The sequence below is a fragment of the Pseudomonas sp. B21-053 genome, from assembly GCF_026016365.1.
GTDB lineage: Bacteria > Pseudomonadota > Gammaproteobacteria > Pseudomonadales > Pseudomonadaceae > Aquipseudomonas > Aquipseudomonas nunensis.
Genome location: NZ_CP087205.1, coordinates 2,655,268 through 2,674,111, shown reverse-complemented (window position 1 = coordinate 2,674,111; position 18,844 = coordinate 2,655,268). Strand labels below are relative to the sequence as shown.

The 18,844-nt window shown below is 56.1% G+C and carries 17 protein-coding genes and 1 pseudogene; 11 read left to right on the top strand and 7 right to left on the bottom strand.

The features are described from left to right. Positions 1 to 139 precede the first annotated feature (139 nt). Positions 140 to 1,078 carry a class I SAM-dependent methyltransferase gene (locus tag LOY68_RS12390; RefSeq protein WP_265044864.1) on the top strand — a complete coding sequence of 313 codons (939 nt, stop codon included), beginning with the start codon at positions 140 to 142 and terminating at the stop codon, positions 1,076 to 1,078. Between the two features lie 102 nt (positions 1,079 to 1,180). On the opposite strand, the gene LOY68_RS12385 is transcribed toward LOY68_RS12390, so the two are convergent. Further along, positions 1,181 to 1,948 carry a helix-turn-helix transcriptional regulator gene (locus tag LOY68_RS12385; protein ID WP_265044863.1) on the bottom strand — a complete coding sequence of 256 codons (768 nt, stop codon included), beginning with the start codon at positions 1,946 to 1,948 and terminating at the stop codon, positions 1,181 to 1,183. A 111-nt stretch (positions 1,949 to 2,059) separates the two neighbouring features. Here LOY68_RS12385 and LOY68_RS12380 point away from each other — a divergent pair, with 111 nt between their 5' ends. Both LOY68_RS12380 and LOY68_RS12375 read left to right on the top strand, forming a co-directional pair. Beyond that, positions 2,060 to 3,163, top strand: coding sequence for a polyamine ABC transporter substrate-binding protein (locus tag LOY68_RS12380; protein WP_265044862.1), 1,104 nt, complete (start codon positions 2,060 to 2,062; stop codon positions 3,161 to 3,163). A 44-nt stretch (positions 3,164 to 3,207) separates the two neighbouring features. Next, positions 3,208 to 4,323 carry a P1 family peptidase gene (locus LOY68_RS12375; protein ID WP_265044861.1) on the top strand — a complete coding sequence of 372 codons (1,116 nt, stop codon included), beginning with the start codon at positions 3,208 to 3,210 and terminating at the stop codon, positions 4,321 to 4,323. Between the two features lie 123 nt (positions 4,324 to 4,446). Here the strand turns inward: LOY68_RS12375 and LOY68_RS12370 are convergent, their stop codons facing one another. Further along, positions 4,447 to 5,058, bottom strand: coding sequence for an NAD(P)H-dependent oxidoreductase (locus LOY68_RS12370; protein WP_265044860.1), 612 nt, complete (start codon positions 5,056 to 5,058; stop codon positions 4,447 to 4,449). An 85-nt stretch (positions 5,059 to 5,143) separates the two neighbouring features. On the opposite strand from LOY68_RS12370, the gene LOY68_RS12365 reads away from it, so the two are divergent. Next, positions 5,144 to 5,770 (top strand): TetR/AcrR family transcriptional regulator, encoded by a 627-nt coding sequence (locus LOY68_RS12365; protein WP_265044859.1) that lies wholly within the window; start codon positions 5,144 to 5,146, stop codon positions 5,768 to 5,770. 134 nt (positions 5,771 to 5,904) lie between these two features. On the opposite strand, the gene LOY68_RS12360 is transcribed toward LOY68_RS12365, so the two are convergent. After that, positions 5,905 to 6,537, bottom strand: coding sequence for a TetR/AcrR family transcriptional regulator (locus LOY68_RS12360; RefSeq protein WP_265044858.1), 633 nt, complete (start codon positions 6,535 to 6,537; stop codon positions 5,905 to 5,907). Between the two features lie 163 nt (positions 6,538 to 6,700). Between LOY68_RS12360 and LOY68_RS12355 the strand changes: the two genes are divergently transcribed. Beyond that, complete coding sequence (locus LOY68_RS12355) at positions 6,701 to 7,141, top strand: hotdog fold domain-containing protein (RefSeq protein WP_265044857.1); 441 nt, start codon at positions 6,701 to 6,703, stop codon at positions 7,139 to 7,141. 147 nt (positions 7,142 to 7,288) lie between these two features. On the opposite strand, the gene LOY68_RS12350 is transcribed toward LOY68_RS12355, so the two are convergent. Then, the gene (locus tag LOY68_RS12350) at positions 7,289 to 8,011 is read right to left on the bottom strand and encodes a GNAT family N-acetyltransferase (protein ID WP_265044856.1); all 723 of its coding nucleotides are present in this window, start codon (positions 8,009 to 8,011) and stop codon (positions 7,289 to 7,291) included. 268 nt (positions 8,012 to 8,279) lie between these two features. On the opposite strand from LOY68_RS12350, the pseudogene LOY68_RS12345 reads away from it, so the two are divergent. Then, positions 8,280 to 8,411 (top strand): annotated as a pseudogene (locus LOY68_RS12345) (alkene reductase); the annotation flags it as partial. Between the two features lie 229 nt (positions 8,412 to 8,640). Here LOY68_RS12345 and LOY68_RS12340 read toward each other — a convergent pair. Together LOY68_RS12340 and LOY68_RS12335 are read right to left on the bottom strand one after the other, a co-directional pair. After that, the gene (locus LOY68_RS12340; protein ID WP_163909592.1) at positions 8,641 to 9,204 is read right to left on the bottom strand and encodes a YceI family protein; all 564 of its coding nucleotides are present in this window, start codon (positions 9,202 to 9,204) and stop codon (positions 8,641 to 8,643) included. Positions 9,205 to 9,238: 34 nt separating this feature from the next. Continuing rightward, positions 9,239 to 10,174: a LysR family transcriptional regulator gene (locus LOY68_RS12335; RefSeq protein WP_265044855.1), complete on the bottom strand. Its 936-nt coding sequence runs from the start codon at positions 10,172 to 10,174 to the stop codon at positions 9,239 to 9,241. 123 nt (positions 10,175 to 10,297) lie between these two features. Between LOY68_RS12335 and LOY68_RS12330 the strand changes: the two genes are divergently transcribed. Continuing rightward, entirely contained in the window at positions 10,298 to 11,734 is a 1,437-nt protein-coding gene (locus LOY68_RS12330; RefSeq protein WP_265044854.1) for an amidase, read from the top strand. A 176-nt stretch (positions 11,735 to 11,910) separates the two neighbouring features. Then, positions 11,911 to 12,558: a VOC family protein gene (locus LOY68_RS12320; RefSeq protein ID WP_265044853.1), complete on the top strand. Its 648-nt coding sequence runs from the start codon at positions 11,911 to 11,913 to the stop codon at positions 12,556 to 12,558. Positions 12,559 to 12,650: 92 nt separating this feature from the next. On the opposite strand, the gene LOY68_RS12315 is transcribed toward LOY68_RS12320, so the two are convergent. Beyond that, positions 12,651 to 14,009, bottom strand: a complete 1,359-nt coding sequence (locus LOY68_RS12315) for an MATE family efflux transporter (RefSeq protein ID WP_265044852.1) — start codon at positions 14,007 to 14,009, stop codon at positions 12,651 to 12,653. A gap of 278 nt (positions 14,010 to 14,287) precedes the next feature. Between LOY68_RS12315 and LOY68_RS12310 the strand changes: the two genes are divergently transcribed. The 3 genes from LOY68_RS12310 to LOY68_RS12300 all read left to right on the top strand — a co-directional run bounded on the left by LOY68_RS12310 (position 14,288) and on the right by LOY68_RS12300 (position 18,458). After that, the gene (locus tag LOY68_RS12310; protein ID WP_265044851.1) at positions 14,288 to 14,902 is read left to right on the top strand and encodes a hypothetical protein; all 615 of its coding nucleotides are present in this window, start codon (positions 14,288 to 14,290) and stop codon (positions 14,900 to 14,902) included. A 60-nt stretch (positions 14,903 to 14,962) separates the two neighbouring features. Next, a complete protein-coding gene (locus LOY68_RS12305; RefSeq protein ID WP_265044850.1) occupies positions 14,963 to 16,540 on the top strand; it encodes an RNA-directed DNA polymerase in 1,578 nt (525 codons plus the stop codon). Between the two features lie 166 nt (positions 16,541 to 16,706). Next, a complete protein-coding gene (locus LOY68_RS12300) occupies positions 16,707 to 18,458 on the top strand; it encodes an ATP-dependent nuclease (protein ID WP_265044849.1) in 1,752 nt (583 codons plus the stop codon). Positions 18,459 to 18,844 lie beyond the last annotated feature (386 nt).

Below are 18,844 nucleotides of genomic sequence, written 5' to 3'. Positions count from 1 at the left end.
GTTCGTTGGGGCCAAGTATGGGAGCCGGAAGATCGCCAAATCCTCACGTAAAGTTAAATTAAACGTGATAACTATCCAGGCGTTGCCGGGGTGCATTTGTGGTTAAAATGCCGCCCACTCAATTTGCCGACGTTGCCTGATGAACCCTGACGCCCTTGCCACCCTGAACACACACCTGTTGACCGCACTGGCCACCGCCCCAGCCGAAACCCGCCGCCTGTTTCACGGGCGCGGGCGTTGCTGGCCGGGCCTCGAGCAGTTGACCGTGGACTGGTTGCAGGGCGTGGTGCTGGTGTCGTTGTTCAAGGAGCCGGAAGCGCAGCAACTGGAAGATTTGAAGGTTTTACTGCTGGGCATTACGCAATCCGCCGAGTGGCAACAATCCGGCGCACACACGTTGCTGCTGCAACACCGCTACCTGCTGCAAAGCACCACCGAATGGCTGCTGGGGGATGCGCTCGATGAGATGACCATCACCGAGGGCGGCCTGAAATATCGGGTGGACCTGGGCCGCAAACAGAATGCCGGGCTGTTCCTCGACATGCGTTATGGCCGCGATTGGGTGCGGGCCAATGCCGAGGGCAAGCGGGTGTTGAACCTGTTCGCCTACACCTGCGGGTTCTCCGTGACGGCCATCGAGGGTGGCGCGGCGCATGTGGTCAACCTGGACATGTCCAGCTCGGCGCTGAGCCGTGGCCGCGACAATCATCGGCTCAACGGCCACGACTTGAGCAAGGTGACGTTCCTCGGCCATGACTTGTTCAAATCCTGGGGCAAGGTGATCGGCAAGGGGCCGTATGACCTGGTGATCATTGATCCGCCGTCATTCCAGAAAGGCAGTTTTCTGCTGACCAAGGATTACCAGCGGGTGCTGCGTCGGTTGCCGGAGTTGTTGACCGAACAGGGCACGGTGCTGGCCTGCATGAACGACCCGGCGTTTGGTTCGGACTTCTTGATTGATGGGGTTACGCGTGAGGCGCCGAGTTTGCGTTTTGTGCAGCGGCTGGAGAATCCGCCGGAGTTTCCGGATGCGGATGTTGAGTGTGGGTTGAAGGCGTTGGTGTTTCGGCAGGGCTAGCTGAAGATCAAAAGATCGCAGCCTTCGGCAGCTCCTACATTGACCGCGTGAGAACCCGATCCTGTAGGAGCTGGCGAAGACTGCGATCTTTTGATGTTGATCTCAGCGCGGTTGCAGCACCAGCGCAAACAACTCGCCATGCCCGCTGACGTTGAGCTTGTGGTAGAGATTGCGCCGATGCACCTTCACCGTTTCCGGGGAAATGCTCAATTGCTGGGCGATGGCTTTGCTGGAGAAGCCCTGAAGAATCAGGCGCGCGGTCTCGACTTCACGCACGGTCAAGCGCGCGTCGAAGTGATCGAGCAAGGTCGCCAGATCCCCGGCCACCGCCGTCGGCCCTTCCGGTGGCACGAGTTGCAGATGTCGGCCCATCGCGGCCAGCACCCAGTCACGCACGCACAGCAAGCGACCCTGTTCTTCAAGGGTGAATCGCGCAGCACGCCCAAGCGACAAACCGAGCACAGCGCCGTCCACATTGATCATGAATTGCATCTCGTCACCGCCCACCACCGAGCGGAAGTAACTCTGGTAATACTCGCTTTGCTGAAACTGGTCCGGGGCCACTGAATCGAGGTTGTGCAAGCCGTCGGTGATGCCGGCGCAGACGGCCTGATAGAAAGGATCGAGCAAGTACACGCCAGCGCTGTAGCGGGCCAATTCCTCGTCTTCGGGGGCACTGGCACGGGAGTCGAAATCAATCAGCAACCGTGGCAATCGCCCGGCGCGCATCACCGCAACCAACGCGTTATCCAGCGGCACCAGCAAACGCAAAGTGTCCACCAGCGCACGCCAGAACCCGTCCTGGCCGAGGGTGCCGAACACCCGCGCCAAGCCTTGATGCACCGGCAACTCTTTCAACAACCCGTCCACGTCCTACCCCTTTCGAGTAACCCATGATGGGAATGGGTGACCACCCTCCCCCTCGATACGCTGCAAGCTCCTGATTATCACCGGCCTGCAGCAGGCCAGGAGCGCCGCATCATGAGTGGTCACCGCACGTATATCAACCTGGGACTGGGCGCCTGCCTGTCGGCCTCATTGTCGGCATTTGCCGCCGAAGCCCCCACCGTGCACGTCTACAACTGGTTTGACTACATCGGCCCGACCACGTTGAAGGATTTCCAGCGCGACACCGGGATCAAACCCGTCTATGACACCTTCGACAGCGGCGAAGTACTGGAGGCCAAGCTAATGACTGGCCACAGCGGTTATGACGTGGTGGTGGCCAGTAACTTCATTCTGCCGGCGTTGATCAAGGCCGGAGCCTTGCAGAAACTTGACCGTAGCCAACTGACCAATCTGCAACACATTGACCCGGTCTTGCTGGAAAAGCTGCGCGCGAACGACCCGGACAACCAGTACGCCGTTCCTTACCTATGGGGCACCGACGGCATTGGCTATAACGTTGACAAGGTCCGCGCAGCCCTGGGCGATCAGGCGCCGGTGAACTCCTGGGATCTGCTATTCAAGGAAGAAAACCTCGCCAAGCTCAGCGAATGTGGCGTAGGGGTTTTGGACGCTCCCGCCGAAATCATCCCGATCGCCCTGCACTATCTCGGCCTGCCGCCCAACAGCAGTAACCCCGCGGACTACAAAAAAGCTGAAGCACTGCTGCTCAAGTTGCGCCCGCACATCACCTATTTCAATTCGTCGAAGATCCAGACCGACCTGGCCAACGGCGACATCTGTGTCGCCTTGACGTGGTCCGGCACCGTGTTCGGTGCCATGCAAGCCGCCAATGAAGCCGCGAAGGGCGTAAAGATCGAATACAGCATCCCGGTCGAAGGTGCGCCGCTGTGGAGCGACAACCTGGTCATGGTCAAGGACGGCAACAATCCAGAACAGGGACTGGCCTTTATCAACTACCTGCTCCGCCCTGAAGTGATCGCGCCGGCCACTAACCTGGCGCTCACCGCGAACGCCAACAAAGACGCGACCGCGTTGCTCTCGGACGAGGTCCGCGAGTTCAGCAACATTTATCCCTCAGCCGAGGTGATCGCCAAGGCATTCACCCTGCAACCGCAGCCCCATGAGATCGAACGTGTCCGCACACGCTCCTGGAGCAACATCAAGAGCGGCAACTGAGCCGGCCTCCACCCCTCCTGTTTAACTTGCCTGAGAGTTCCTGCATGAAACCACGTGCCCGCGATTTGAATATCCAGTTCGGCCAGCTGCAACCCGGCCCGCTGAATGCCATCACCGACGTACCCGGCGTCCGTGTCGGCCACAGCAATGTGCGGGGCCGCACCGCTCAGGGCCGCGACATCCTGACCGGCGTCACGGTGATCGAACCCCGCGTCGGTTCCACCAGCCAACAGCCGTGCTTTGCCGGGGTCCATGTGCTCAACGGCAACGGCGATGCGACCGGGCTGGAATGGATTCGCGAGGCCGGCCTGTTGACCAGTCCGATCGCCTTCACCAACACCCACAGCCTGGGCGTGGTGCGCGATGCGCTGATTGTGCTGGACCGCGAGCAGCAACCGGACGACGGGCGTCTTTACTGGAACATGCCGGTGGTGCTGGAGACGTTTGACGGTTTGCTCAACGACATCAATGGCTTTCATGTGAAGCCTGAGCACGTGGCCGAAGCCTTGCGCACGGCAGTCGGCGGACCGGTTATCGAGGGCAATGTCGGTGGCGGCAGCGGCATGATCTGCCATGAATTCAAGGGCGGGATCGGCACCGCTTCTCGGCGCCTGAGCAGCACCCAGGGTGGCTGGACGGTGGGCGCGATCGTCCAGGCCAACCACGGCATTCGCAACGAACTGCGGGTCGATGGTTACCCTGTCGGGCGCTATATGGAAAAGGCTGACTCGCCGTTCCTCAAAGCGTCACTGCCGCATCCCGGCATGGGCTCGATCGTCGTCTGCCTGGCCACCGATGCGCCGTTGCTGCCGCACCAATGCACCCGCCTCGCGCAACGTGCCAGCCTGGGCTTGGCCCGCACCGGTGGTGGTAATGAAGATCACAGCGGCGACATTTTCATTGCCTTTGCGACTGGCAACGACGTGCCACCGGCCGCGTATGAAAGCAAAAAAGCGCCGACCTGCGACAACCTGCGCATGGTCAACAACGACCACATCAGCGAACTGTTCCTCGCCGCTACCGAGGCGGTGGAAGAAGCGATCATCAACGCGTTGCTGGCGGGTGAAACGGCTGAGGGGAATGGGCATGCGGTGCCGGGGCTGGATGCCGCCACGTTGCTGAAAGCCCTGCGCCAGGCAGGTTGGCCAGGGGCCGAATAATCACCACCAATCCCCTTGTGGGAGCGGGCTTGCTCGCGAAGGCGTCGTGTCAGTCGACATCGAGATTGACTGACCCACCGCTTTCGCGAGCAAGCCCGCTCCCACAGGGGGGATCGGTGGTGCTCACACGGTCTCGGTCACTTCTGATGATTTGAAGAGTTTTCGGCCCAGATTCCGTGCTGTCTTCAGGTGGATCTGCGGCGCCTGGGTTTCCGAGTCCAGCAACAATTCGGACGTCACCACCCGCGCACCGCAGTATTCGAAGATGCCATGGTCGATCTGGGTCTTCATCGCCTCGTCGTAACCATGTCGCGTAAACGACCCGGCATCGGCGCCGCCCACACCGACCAGATGCACTCGCAAGTGACCCAGTTTCTGCACAAAGGGGCTGTCCAGGCTGAAGTCGAACGCCCAGCCATTGGAGAACACGCGGTCAATCCAGCCCTTGAGCAGCGCCGGCATCGACCACCAATAAACGGGATAGACCAGCACCAGCGCATCGGCGCGCTCGATCCGTGCCTGTTCGGCGAGGACATCGGCGGGCGGCGGCGCTTCGCGATGATGGACCGCCATGTCTGCCGTGCCGAACCGTGGATCGAAACCTTGAGCCGAGAGGTCAGCGATTTCATAGGTGTTGCTGGAGTTGACGGAGGTCAGGCCTTCGGCGATTTGCCGGGCGAGGCTGTGGGTGAGTGATTGGGGATTGGGATGAGCTACGACGATCAGTGCGTGCATGCTGAAACTCCTGATTGAGAGCACAGGGCGGACCTTATATACTCTAGGTAAGTTACGATCAGTAAGTTACTTTTGGTACATAGCCATGTCAAGCACCGAAAAAAACGAGCAGGACTCCGCACCACAACCCCGTCGCCGTCTATCCCGCGAGGATCGTCAACGCCAGTTACTGGATGTCGCCTGGCAGATGGTTCGGGAGGAAGGTACGGATGCGTTGACCCTCGGACGCCTCGCCGAATTGGCAGGCGTAACCAAACCGGTGGTCTATGACCACTTCACCACGCGCTCGGGTTTGCTGGCGGCGTTGTATCAGGATTTCGACGCCCGGCAGACCGCAATCATGGACGCCGCGTTGCTGACCTGCGAACCGACACTCGACAGCACCGCCGGGATCATTGCGTCGTCTTACGTGGCGTGCGTGCTGACCCAGGGCAACGAAATTTCCGGGGTGATCGCGGCGCTGGCTAGCTCGCCGGAGCTGGAGAAGATCAAGCGCGAGTACGAGGCGATTTTCCTCAACAAATGCCGAGACGTGCTGCAGCCGTTCGCTGGAGTAAACACGATCAAACCCGCGAGTTTACGGGCGATGCTGGGGGCAGCGGAGGCCCTGTCGAATGCGGCGGCGACGGGGGAAATTACTGCTGGCCAGGCGCAGGAAGAACTGTTCGAAACGATCAAGGCGATGATCGAAAGAACAGCCCGCAGTAACTGACACCACCAATATCCCTTGTGGGAGCGGGCTTGCTCGCGAAGGCGGTGGATCAGTCAATACAGATGTCGACTGACACGACGCCTTCGCGAGCAAGCCCGCTCCCACAGGGGGGATTTTTTACAGTGGGGAGATCTTCATTGGTCGCAGATTTCGTCCTTGGAAATCGATCGCCAAGCCGCTTCCGCCAGCATATCCCTGTAAACCATCGGGCGGCCCTTCACCCTTCCCGATAACCAGGTCCGGCAGTAGCTGTCCGCCTGGCCGATGATCAGCGACAACATCAATTCGGCCGGCACACCCTTCAACTCATCACCCCGGTCCGGCGCTGACAGCCATTCCCAGAGCTGCCGGTTGCGGGTTTTGTTGCGGGTGGCCAGTTCGTCCTTGAACGGTCCTTTGGTCACGGCAAATCGCGCGTGGTACTGGAATCGCGCCCACTCGGGTTGGTTGTCGACCCAATCCACGTAGCTGTGCACCAGCGCGTAAATCCCTTCTTGCGTAGTGCCGGCCTCGGCCAGATAGCTGTCGCGCAACTGCGCCTGATCATCCAGCGCAGTGAAAAACAGCGCAGCGACCAAGCCTTCCTTGTTGCCGAAATGGTGGTAGATCGCGCCGACGCTGGTATCGCATTCGGCGCGAATCATCTCGATGGTCGTGGCCTCGATCCCCTGTTCGTTGAACAGTCTGAGGGCTTTTCTGAAGATGTCGCGCTTGAGTTCGGCTCTTCGTCCGGGGTAGCAGCGCTCGAGTAAATCTGCGGTTTCCATGCTGAACACAGGCTCAAAAAATCAACGATAAGGCAGGTGACTGCCCACGGATAAGTCACGCTAGGTTGACAGATTTCCTTTCGACAGAATACTGTTCCGCTACAGAACATTATTCTGTTACGGAACATCATTCTGTAAAACGACCTTTCAAAGAGGCTTCAACATGAACCAGTTTCTCAGCATGTTCACCAGCGCCGGCCCCGAAGCATTCAGCCAAATGGCCTGCAAAGTGGCGCCCTACTTCAGCACCATCAACCCGCTGATTTCGGAACTGCGCCCAGGCTATTCGAGCGTGCAGGTGCCGTTTTCCCGTGAGATCACCAACCACTTGGGCACCGTGCATGCGATTGCGATGTGCAACGCCGCGGAACTGGCTGCCGGGACGATGACCGACGTTTCGATTCCCACAGGCGCACGCTGGATTCCGAAAGGGATGACGGTCGAATACCTGGCCAAGGCCAAGACCGATGTGACGGCGGTTGCCAATGGAGAAGCGGTTGACTGGCTGACGGGCGGCGACAAGATCGTGCCGGTGGATGTTCACGATGCCGAGGGCAAGAAGGTGTTCACGGCGCGGATCACCATGAATGTGAAGCTTTCATAACGGCTGCGCGGGTCAGCGCGGTCAACAATGTGGGAGCGGGCTTGCTCGCGAAAGCGGTGTGTCAATAAACAGTGTTGTCGTCTGACACACCGCATTCGCGAGCAAGCCCGCTCCCACAGGGGATTTTCAGTGTTGGGTCGAGCCGGTTCAGACCAACCGCAGTCTCGGCGCCATGGCCGGCACTGCGTCATCTCCCAACCGCCCACGCACAAACTCATTCGCCTTGCGCGTCAGTTGATCCAGATGCCGGTCCCGCTGTTTCTCGGCATCGGTCATCGCGCGCTTGCCGTTCTTTTGCAGCAGATACGTATGAATCTGCCGCACTTCCAGCGAGCTGTAGATCGGTGCTGTATCCAGCACTGCCATCAAGCCATCGGTGCCGTGATCGCGGGTGTTCATCAGCACTTGCGTCTCGCGCACGCCCAGCACCTGGAAGCCCATCGCCTCGAAATACGGTACTTTGCCGACGCTGCAAGTCAGTTCGGTGTGAGGGTAGCGACCGACCACTTCGCGCAGCATCGTGCGCGCGATGCCCTGGCCTCGATGGCTGGCATCGACGGCCATGTAAACCACGCCGCACGCCTCGGGATCGTCCTTCACCGGCAGGTACAACACAAAGCCAATGACCTTTTCCGGATCGTCCACGTCCGTGGCCACGATCAGCTCAACCGCAATCCCCTTCGCCCCGTTCAACGCTTCCAGATAGAGGTGGACTTCATAGCCGATTGCGTACTGGTACACGTTGTACAGCAGGTTGCTCGGCGGCAGGGCCACGGCGCTGATGTCGGTCAGGTTGTCGACCACCAGTTGCAGGATCTGGCTGGTGATGTGCTCGGGGCACGGCGTTTTGAAATGGCTGATCTGGGGCATCGAATGACGGACTCCGGTGATTCGTTCGCGATTGTAACGTGCCGCAGCAGGAACGCCGCACGCTGATTGCGGACCGAATCGTCCAAAGAGAGCGGATCGCTGGCCCGTTTTTCCCATCAGGCAATCCGCCCAAGGTGGCCTCCATCACTTACCGGAGGTCACCATGAATCACCCAACCCTGCTTTCCACGATCCAGATCGGCCCACACAAACTCGCCCACCGCGTGGTCATGGCACCGCTGACGCGCATGTGTTTCGAGCCCGGCGTTTTTATTGCCAACCCGGATCTGCCGGAGCGCATTCGGCTGGGTTGGCCGTTGAATGCTTATGATCGGGATACGTTTTATGGCGGTACAGAGGTTGGGTTTACGGATTATCCGTTTTATCAGGAAAGTGCCTGAGCCTGAGCTTTTGTGTTGAATATTGAGCCGTCTTCGCGGGCAAGCCTCGCTCCTACAGGGGGATTGGGTTGGCCACCAATATTGCGTTCGATGGGGATCCAGTGTGGGAGCGAGCCTGCTCGCGAAAGCGGTGTGTCATTCGACATCAGTGTTGAATGTGCTGGCCTCTTCGCGAGCAGGCTCGCTCCCACAGGGGGATTGGGTTGGCCGCGAGTAATGTGTGCGGCAGTTACTGCTCCGGCGCAACGATCCGAAAGCGGATATTGATGTCTTTGGACACCACACCATCCGCCCACTCGCCCTCGCCGATTTTGAAGTCCTGGCGGTTGAGCGCGAACTCGCCGACAAACACGCCGATGCCGCTTTCCGACTTCAGTTGGACTTGGACTTCCACTGGCCGGGTGATGGTTTTGAGGGTCAGGTCGCCGGTGAATAAATAACGGTCGCCGCCCAGAGCTTTGACGCGGGTGGATTTGAAGAGGCCCAGCGGGTAGGTGGCTGTGTCGAACCACGCAGGCTTCTGCAACTCAGTGTTGGCGTCGCTGCTGCCAGCATCGATGCTGGCGAGCTGGATGCTCAGCGCGGCGTGGGCAGCCGAGGGTTTTTGCGTGTCGAAATCCAGCGTGCCTTCGAACTGGCCGAACGTGCCGTACACCCGCGAGCCAAACTGGCTGTAGGTGAAGCTGATCTGGCTGGCGGCGGCGTTGACCTGATTGTATTCGGCGGCTTGAGCGCAACCGGCGCCGAGCATCGCAACAGCGATGGCGGCGTACTGCAGGAACCGAAAACGCATGGGACTCTCCGGTCAGGGGCCAGCGATAGGTGGACTAAAGCAAAGAACTGCTGTTTATGCCACTGGCATCGCCCGAGCCCGACATCCGCCCCTTCAGATACCCGATAAACGCCGTCACCTTCGGCGAGGGCAAATGCTCCCGCGCCGTGACCGCATTCAGATCCTGCGGCGGGCCGATCCACTCCGGCAACACCCTTCGCAACCGCCCTGCTTCAACGTCAATCTGCATGCTCTGGTCCATCCCCAGACTCAGCCCTTCACCGGCTAGCAACGCTTCCTTTAACAGCGCCGGGTCGTTGGCGATGATCGTTGGCTCAACCCGATAATTGCGCAACTTGGCGCCCGCCTTGCGCAACGGCCAGACATAACCGACATCGCGCCGAGCCTGATTCAGCACCAGCGTGGAATGCTGAATCAACTCGTCAGGCGTGGTCGGTTGCCCATGACCCACGATGTATTCAGGTGCGGCGTAAATGCCCGTGGCATAACTGGCCAGCCGCCGCGCCACCAGGCTGGAATCAGGTAATGCACCCAACCGCAACGCTACGTCGATCTCTTCCCCGACCAGATCCAGCGGCACATGGGACGCCAATATCTCAAGCTTGATCTCCGGATACGTCAGGCGAAACCCGGCCACCAACGGCGCAAACCAACTGACCCCGAACGAGTAAGGCACCGTCACCCGCAACCAGCCGCGCGGGCCGTCGCGCAACTGATGCACGGCCAATTCAGCGTGCTCAAGGGTCGCGGCGATGTCCTTGCATTGCTCGTAGTAAACCGCGCCGGCCTCGGTCAGGCTCAACTGGCGGGTGGTGCGACGCAGCAGCTGAACGCCGATGGCCTGCTCCAACTCGCGCACGCGGCGGCTGACGGTGGTTTTGGGAATCTGCAACGCCTGGGCCGCTGCGGTAAAACTGCCCAGGCGCACTACGCGCACGAACACCAGCGTGTCATTCAAGTCCCGGATCATCGCAAACCCTGTCATTGGTGGAATCGCAGGATTGTGCCACCAACGGCACATTGCATACCGCTTTAATGGGCTAATCAGCGAATAGCGCTTTACCTATGATCGAGTCTCAACTGGAGACCGCTCATGAACCTCAACGAATACGCAGCCTACGATGGCATCGGCCTCGCCCAATTGGTGGCGGCTGGCGAAGTCACCCCGGCAGAACTGGCCAAACTCGCATTGGCCGCCGTAAACCGGGTCAACCCGCAGATCAACGCCGTTATCGAAACCTGGTCGCCCAGCGTGACCGAAGGCGCGAGCCCGTTGGCCGGTGTGCCGTTTCTGATCAAGGATTTGGCCATCACTTCGGCAGGCCGACGCGTGGAGTTGGGCAGTCGCCTGGCGCAAGGATTGGTCGCAGAATCCGACTCGTACCTGATGCAACGCTTCAACGCCGCTGGCCTCGCCACTGTGGGCCGCACCACCACGCCGGAAATGGCCTTCAGCACCGAAACCGAATCCGCCCTGCAAGGCCCGACGCGTAACCCGTGGGACCTTCGTTTATCGGCCGGCGGGTCGAGCGGCGGATCAGGCGCAGCAGTCGCCGCCGGCATCGTGCCGATTGCGCATGCCACCGACGCGGCGGGTTCGATCCGCGTACCGGCGGCCTTCAACGGTTTGGTCGGCCTCAAACCGACCCGTGGCCGCGCTTCCAATGGCCCCGCGCTGGACGAAGTGTTTGCCGGATTCGGCGTGCAACTCGGCCTGTCGCGAACCGTGCGCGACAGCGCGGCATTGATGGACATCGTCCAGGGCGGCGCGCCCGGCGATCCGTACTACACCGCCGCACCGGCCGAAGGCTTTCTCGCCCAAGTCGGCCGCGACCCGGGACGATTGCGCATCGGCCTGCTCGACACACCCTGGAACGGCGCCCCGCTCGACCCCGAAATCGCCGACGCCACCCACGCCGTCGCCCGCGAACTCGAAGCCCTCGGCCACAGCGTCGAGCCAGTCAGCGCCCCGCTCGGCACCTCGTGGGATTCCTTCGTCGAAGCCAACGCGCACATCTGGTGCGCCACCCTCGTCCGCTGGATCGACGGCCTCGCCTCCGCCACCTCGCGCCCGATCGACCTGACCACCCTCGAACCCGCCACCCTCGCCTGCTACGCCTACGGCCAACAGGCCCGCGCCGTGGAATTCGCCGCTGCGCTGGAAACCCGCAACCTCATCGCCCGCAGCGTGGCGGGTTGGTTCGACGATTTTGATGTGCTGCTGACGCCAACCCTGCCGCGCCTGCCTCAAACTTTAGGCACCTACAACCTGGACGCGGAAAACATGGACGGATTGCAATGGACGGCGCGGGTGTTTGAACACTCACCGTTTACCCCGGTATTCAACGTCGCGGGGACACCGGCGATCTCGTTGCCGCTGGGGATGTCGCGCACGCATGGTCTGCCGATCGGCTTACAGTTTGCGTCACGGTTCGGAGCGGAGGATGTGTTGCTGCGGCTGGCGGCGCAATTGGAAGTGGCAATGCCATGGCATCAGCGTCGGCCCGGAGTTTGGGCCGGCAACGCATAAACCCGAAAACACCCCAAATCCCCTGTGGGAGCGGGCTTGCTCGCGAAGGCGTCGTATCAGTCAACATCTTCATCGACGGACACCCCGCCTTCGCGAGCAAGCCCGCTCCCACAATGGACGGTGTATAAACCAACAATTGATCCCAGTAGGCAAATCCTCAAAAAGGCACGGAGCACATGAACAGCACCCTCGATCACCTCGCCATCGTCGCCCCCAACCTCGACGCCGGCTGCACCTTCGTGACCAACGCCCTCGGCGTCGACCTGCAACCCGGCGGCGCCCACCCACGCATGGGCACCCACAACCGACTGCTGCGCCTCGGCCCCGACATCTACCTGGAAGTGATCGCCATCGACCCATCCGCCCAGCTCCCCGACCGGCCGCGCTGGTTTGCAATGGACAACCTGACTTTTGATACCCAGCCACGCCTGACAACCTGGGTCGCCCGCACCGACGACATCCAAGCCCTAAGCGATGCCTGCCGCAACATCGTGGGCAACCCCGAACCCATGACCCGAGGCACCTTGGCCTGGCAAATCACCATTCCCGCCGACGGCCGCCTGCCCCTGAACGGATCAGCACCGACGCTGATTCAATGGTCGCAAACACCCCATCCCGCAAGTGCCATGCTGGATCGAGGCTGTTCGTTGGTAGCGCTGGATGTGTTCGATCCCGATCCCGAAAAAGTCCAGGCGATACTCACCGCGATCAACTTTTCCGGCCCTGTTCATCTTCATGCGCTGGAGGCGACTGCAAAGCCTTACTTGCTGGCACATATTCAAACGCCAAGCGGCTTAAAGATGTTGCCGATATCAAACGCGTAAGATCAAAAGAATGCGCTCCCCTGTAGGAGCTGCCGAAGGCTGCGATCTTGGCGATAAACGCTGCGCCACATCCCTAAAACGAACGCCCCGCCCTACACCAACCGCTCAATCTTCTGATGCTGCCAGACAAACTTGTAGTAAGCCGTCTGCAACGCCAACATTCCCAAATACGCCACTGGAAATGCCATCCACACACCCTGCAATCCGTACTTCGCATCCAACAGATACGCCACCGGCAACTGAACGCCGAGCACGCAAACAATCGAAATCGCCATCGGTATCAACACCGTGCCGCTGGCGCGCATGATCCCGCCGATAATCGCCTGGAAGCCAAACACCAACAGACTCCACAACATGATGTGCAGCAGATGCTCAGCCATCGCCCGAGTCGAGTCTTCCGTCAGGAACAACCCCAACAACCAGTGCGATAACAAGTAACCCAACAACACCAAACCACCGGTCAAACACACGTTAATCAACAGCCCAGTGCGCAAAATCGGCGTGATCCGCTCCAGCCGCCCCGCCCCAATCGCCTGCGCCCCAAGAATCGACGCGGTGATCGCAATCGACAACGCCGGAAACTGCACGTAATTCACAATCTGCGTCACCGCCCCATACGCCGCCGTCGCCTGGGAACCGTGCTGATTCACCAACGCCAGAATCACCAACTCCGACGCCGACAACACCACCATCTGCAACCCGGTCGGCAACCCGATGCGCAACACCTTGCCCAGAATGTCCAGGTCCAACCGCATCGCCGCAAACATCTCCCGATCCGGCGCCAACGGATGCCCCTTGCGAATCAACCGCCACGCCAACCACCCCATCGCCGCCAAATTCCCCGCCAACCCCGCGTACGCCGCACTCTGAATCCCCATCGGCGCAAAACCCAGCCAACCTTTTATCAAGGCGGGAGTCAGCGCCAGACCGATGCACGTCGAAACCACCAACGCCACCAACGGCGAAACCGTATCACTCACCCCACGCAGCAACTGCGTAAACAACACATAGACCAACAGCGACGGCATGATCCACATCATCACGTGCGCGTAGGAAACCGCGTCGTCCAACACATCCGCCGGGGTTCCCAAGCCTTGCAAGGCAGGCCTTGCGAACACACTGCCCAACACCGCCGCGACCAACCCGATCATCGCGCCCAACAGCAAGGTTGTGGCGGCGATGGTTTTCACCAAATGGGTTTCCCGTGCGCCCCAGGCCTGGCCGATGAGCACACCCGCGCCCGCGCCGAGGCCGATGACCAGGGCGATGAAGAAGAAGACGATGGGGAACATGCCGGAAACGGCCGCCAAGGCTTGGGTGCCGAGCATTTGGCCGATGTAGATGCTGTTGATCGTGCCCGACATGGATTGGAGGAAGTTGGAGAGGACCATGGGGGCTAGGAAAAGGAGGTAGGTTTTCCAGAGGGGTGTGGTTTGACTGGGGGTTTGCATGCGTAAGGCTCGGGCTGGCAGGTGATCGAGGTGGATGGAGTCTACGTCATGGGGAAATAGGATCGCATCGTAAAAAATGGGATTCGTGATTTCTCAGTTATTTAAAGGCTGGCATGGCGATTTGCGACTACTTTGATAGTGGCTTATAGAAGCGTGGATCCAAGAAGGTTGGTTTTTCAATACAAGTGAAAGGCCAGAAAAAAGATCGTTCAAGGCTTACAAATAAAGGTGTAACCGCTTCAAGCCCCCTCAAATCTGCGGTTTCAAGGAGCGATCAATTGAGCAATGGACCAGTCATTCGCAGCGTGATGTTGTTCGCAATGCTGCTAGCCCCTTTGACACATGCACTAGCCGAAAACATGCAGTGGGTGACCACCGATCGCACAGATCGACGTACCTGCCCGTCTACAAAATGTGGTGTTGCCGGGCATATGATGTTTCGGGAAGGAGCCGACGTTCTGGAAACGAAGAACGGCTGGAGTCGTATCACCAAACCCTATTCAGCGTCCTGCGAAGGCGGCAAAAGTGAATACGTGAAGGAAGGCAATAGCGCCTGCACGAGCGCCAACGGTATCCAAAATGGAAAGTTCGCGGAGTGGGTTCAAAACAAAGATCTCAGTCCGAACCGGCCAGAAGATCCGGGGCACGGGGCAACCGGAGACTATTCACTTGTCAGTGGTTCCGACGACTTTCGGCTCTACAAAGATCAGTTTTCCAAAGCTGCTCGCCAGTTGATTAATGACGGTACTTGTACTGAGGGGGATTTCAAGGAGATGGGTGGTTGGATGGCTTCTACTAACCGAGGTAAAGGGGTGTACTTCTCGTATTGTGGAGGTATGACTCTCAGCAATAAAATTTACCTAAATATAAACTCAGGAAAAATCAATCGTTAGAAAAATAATTGGCTTTTTACTGCCAAAATATATTTCAAGCACGCCCTTGGAAAAACTACCATGCTTACAGACGATTCACTTGAGTTCGCAAGAAATCATATAACATCATTTTATGACACTGACTTCTACCCAAAACCGTTTGAATTTTCTGCCCTTTGGCACTCTTGGGCAGAGGTAAAAATCTATCTTATTAATACCAGCCTAGCACAAGCGCACACTACTAACCCTAGAGTGTTACCGTGGGCTAAAGCTCGGGGAGGGTATCGAATAGTCCACCAACTTGAACCGCTCGACTCGATCATCTATACAGCACTAGTTTATTTAGCCGCAGAAAACATTGAAAGTTCACGCATGGACTCTTCTACAGCATGCTCCTACCGAATAGAAGTCGATGACAATAGCTTCTTTGCCAAAGGATCAGGATTTTCTGCGTACCGAGAAAGCTGTGAGCGACTAGGCCAAATATATGAATATGTGTTATCCACTGACATCAGTGACTTCTACAACCAAATTTATCTTCACAGGGTAGGTAACATTATTGATTCTGTAGGAGCCCCAGAGGGATTAGGCAAAGCGATTGAAAACTTCCTTTCTAGACTAAACAACAAGGCATCCCAGGGAATACCCGTTGGTCCCGCCGCATCAATTATTCTGGCTGAAGCGGTACTTATAGATGTGGACCAATTCATATCGAACCATCACGTAGAGCACGTTAGATACGTGGATGACTTTCGCATATTTTCAGATTCAAAAGATCAGCTTTCCGAAATACTAGAAAACCTTGTAGTTTATCTTCATGACCAACATAGACTGGGTTTAGTCTCAGAAAAAACCTCGATAAGAACAGCAGAAGAATTTTTGCATGAAGAACTCCAAAACCAATATCAGATGGAAAAACTTGAAATACTTAATGAGATTGAAGCAGGCAATCAATATGGTGCTTATGAGTCAGATGGTGATGACGAGTTTGAGTCAGAAGAGGAGGAGTATGACGCAGGAGATTATCAATGGATGGGGGCTGATGAAGATGGAGAACGTACAAACGAAGCCGAAGACATTGGCGGCGCACTGCTAGATGCTCTGATAAGAGCAAGAAATTTTGGTTACGTCGATCTTGCTGTCTTAAGAGCCATAATTCGCAGAGCAAAATATGCTCAAACACCTTCCCTAGCTGAATTCCTGCTCAACGATATAGATTTCTACACCCCGATAATAAATGACGTTTGTTTATACTTAATATCTTTATCACAGGGAGACCTAAAACCTCTCGTTCCTCTGCTGTCGAATTTATGTCGGAAAAGTACACTTCAAAAGCGCAGCGTTAGAGTTTGGATGGAGTGGTTATTCACCCGTGATGCAATATTTTTAACGGACCAGAATATTCGCCGATATGCATATGAAGGCGCGGTTTCGTCGGCGGCATCTGGAGCATTGGTTCAGAAAAATATTGCTTGGTCAAAAGAAGCAAAACAAAAGGTTTTAACCTCTGCATCTTGGGATAGACGGTCTTACATACACTCACTTAAAAACCTATCTAAAGATGAGACCAAAAAATATATAGACTTCATTAAAAGAAACCCGTCACTCACACATACTGATAAGTGGATATGCGAGTGGGTAATAGCTGGCTACCCTTAAACAAAAAACCCAAGAAGAGAACATAAATTCGCGCCCTTTTTTTCTAAACACATACAACCGAAAACAACCCCCCAAAAAAAGGAGAACCTTCCTTCTAGGCACCTGCCTCCGAAACCAAGAGCAGTTGATGCATATACTAACTACCATAATCTTTTAGGGAAAAAATATGCGCTTGGAATATATCAAAATTCAAAACTTCTGCTCGTGTGTATCGGTCGCGATCCCTCTCAACAGCTACAACCCTATAATTGGTTATAATAACTCTGGAAAATCCAATGTACTTAGAGCAATAAGCTGGCTTCTACATAAGTCAGTACTTCAAGCCCACATGTTTTACGACCCAGAACAACCTGTAATAGTGGAAGGTCACATATCAAATGTAAATTTGAATTTACTTCCATCAAATCAACAAATTCAAGTAGATCGATTTGTATCAGATGGAGCATTGCGCTTTAGAAGACGGCAAGATGCACCCGGTGTTCCCGCCGCACAAATCAGAATAGAAGTTTTCAATCCAAACACATTGGAGTGGGCACCTAACCCTACAGGATTGGACAACGCTATTGGAGCGCTTTTTCCCGATCCGCTATATATAGAAGCAATGGATGATTCCGCCGACGATATCAGTCGCTTCGCCGCAAAAAACACGATTGGTCTTCTATTAAAATATGCAGTAGAACAAATCCGAATAAACAACATCACCGCATTAGAAACCGTATTATCAGACCTACAAACTCTCGGATCTCATCTTACCGGGCCTGGACGCCTAAGGGAGCTGGAATCATTAGAGGTTCAAGCTGCAATAGAAATTGCAGAGTTTTTTCCTGGTCTAGGCATGCATCTAGAAATACTTCCACCAACACTAGAAGACCTAATAAAGGGAGCAACCATTTCACTTTCAGACGGGCATGGACACCAACGCCCTTTCACTTCTTATGGGCATGGAGCACAACGAACAGTTCAAATGGCTCTCATAAAGCTTCTAGCATCACAAATGAATCAGCGCAACGGACAAGGCTCTATCACCATACTTCTTATAGATGAACCAGAGCTTTATCTTCACCCTCAAGCAATCGAAAGACTGCGAGAGTCGCTGGAACTACTATCTAGTCAAAATTTTCAGGTTATATTTTCTACTCACTCTCCCCTTATGCTAGGAAATTCTCATGGGCTTAACACATCAATAATATATAAGAATATCGATGGAGAAACTGTAACTCGAACCAAATTGACCACTGCGGCGAATTTAATATCGACTCACTCCCATCAAGCCAATGTAATATTCTCCCTTCAAAACTCAACCTACCTCCTATTCTCGGAAAAAGTGGTCGTCGTGGAGGGTAAAACTGAATCCATGATGCTTCCCGCACTTTACAAAAGCCTTACTGCTAGAAGCCTATCTCAGGATAAGACTTGCTTAATCGAGGGTTCAAGTAGTTCATCAATATGGCCAATGATGCAAGTTTTACAAGGTGTTGGGTTCACCCCAAAAGCTGTGGTAGACCTAGACTACGTATTTAAAGTTGCCACTTTAAATAATTTGATCAGCATCACCGACCCGGACTATTTGGCGTGTAAAAACTGGTTTTCCAACAATCAAATACATGGCGGCTACTACCTTGGCACTGATGGATTCCCAACTCGAAAAGATAGTAATGGCTTAACGGTACCAGTGGCTCCAGAGCAAGCATTTTCAAACATGGCAATAGCAATGCAAGCGGAGATCTCAAACCTGGCAGAACAGCTTAGAGCTAGAGGAATTTGGGTATGGGAAAGAGGCGCAATTGAGGCATGTTTAGGAATTCAAAAAAACGACACAGCACGTATAAACTTTATAACAAGAATGCAAAATACGCAATCAGTCAATCATGCCACCCACCCAAATGACCTGACTCAGCTTATTACCTGGATCAGTTAACAACGATAAAGAGCACACGGATGTCCGCTATTAACATATGGCGGATATCTATAAAGTCCCATTTAATGCACCAGATCTTTTCTTAAGTTACCGGGTCACCCGCACTCAACTCCCACAAGGTCTTCATACCATTCTGTCTTGCCCCCTTTCACGATGAAGCTTATAGTCCGCCCCGTCGCCCAAATGGCGACCAGGTTTGGCGACCTGTTTGATCGGGTGCAAAAGCTCTGTGCTTTTTTGCAGATGCTGTTGCACGCTCGCAAAGCTGTCTTTATGGCAGCTGTGCGCGGGAGACCTTCGGGTCTGCCGGTTTTCCGATCCCGGTTCGCCAACCTGCGTACAGCTGTCACCCATTCGTTTGGCGACGATTGAGGGCAGTCAAACTT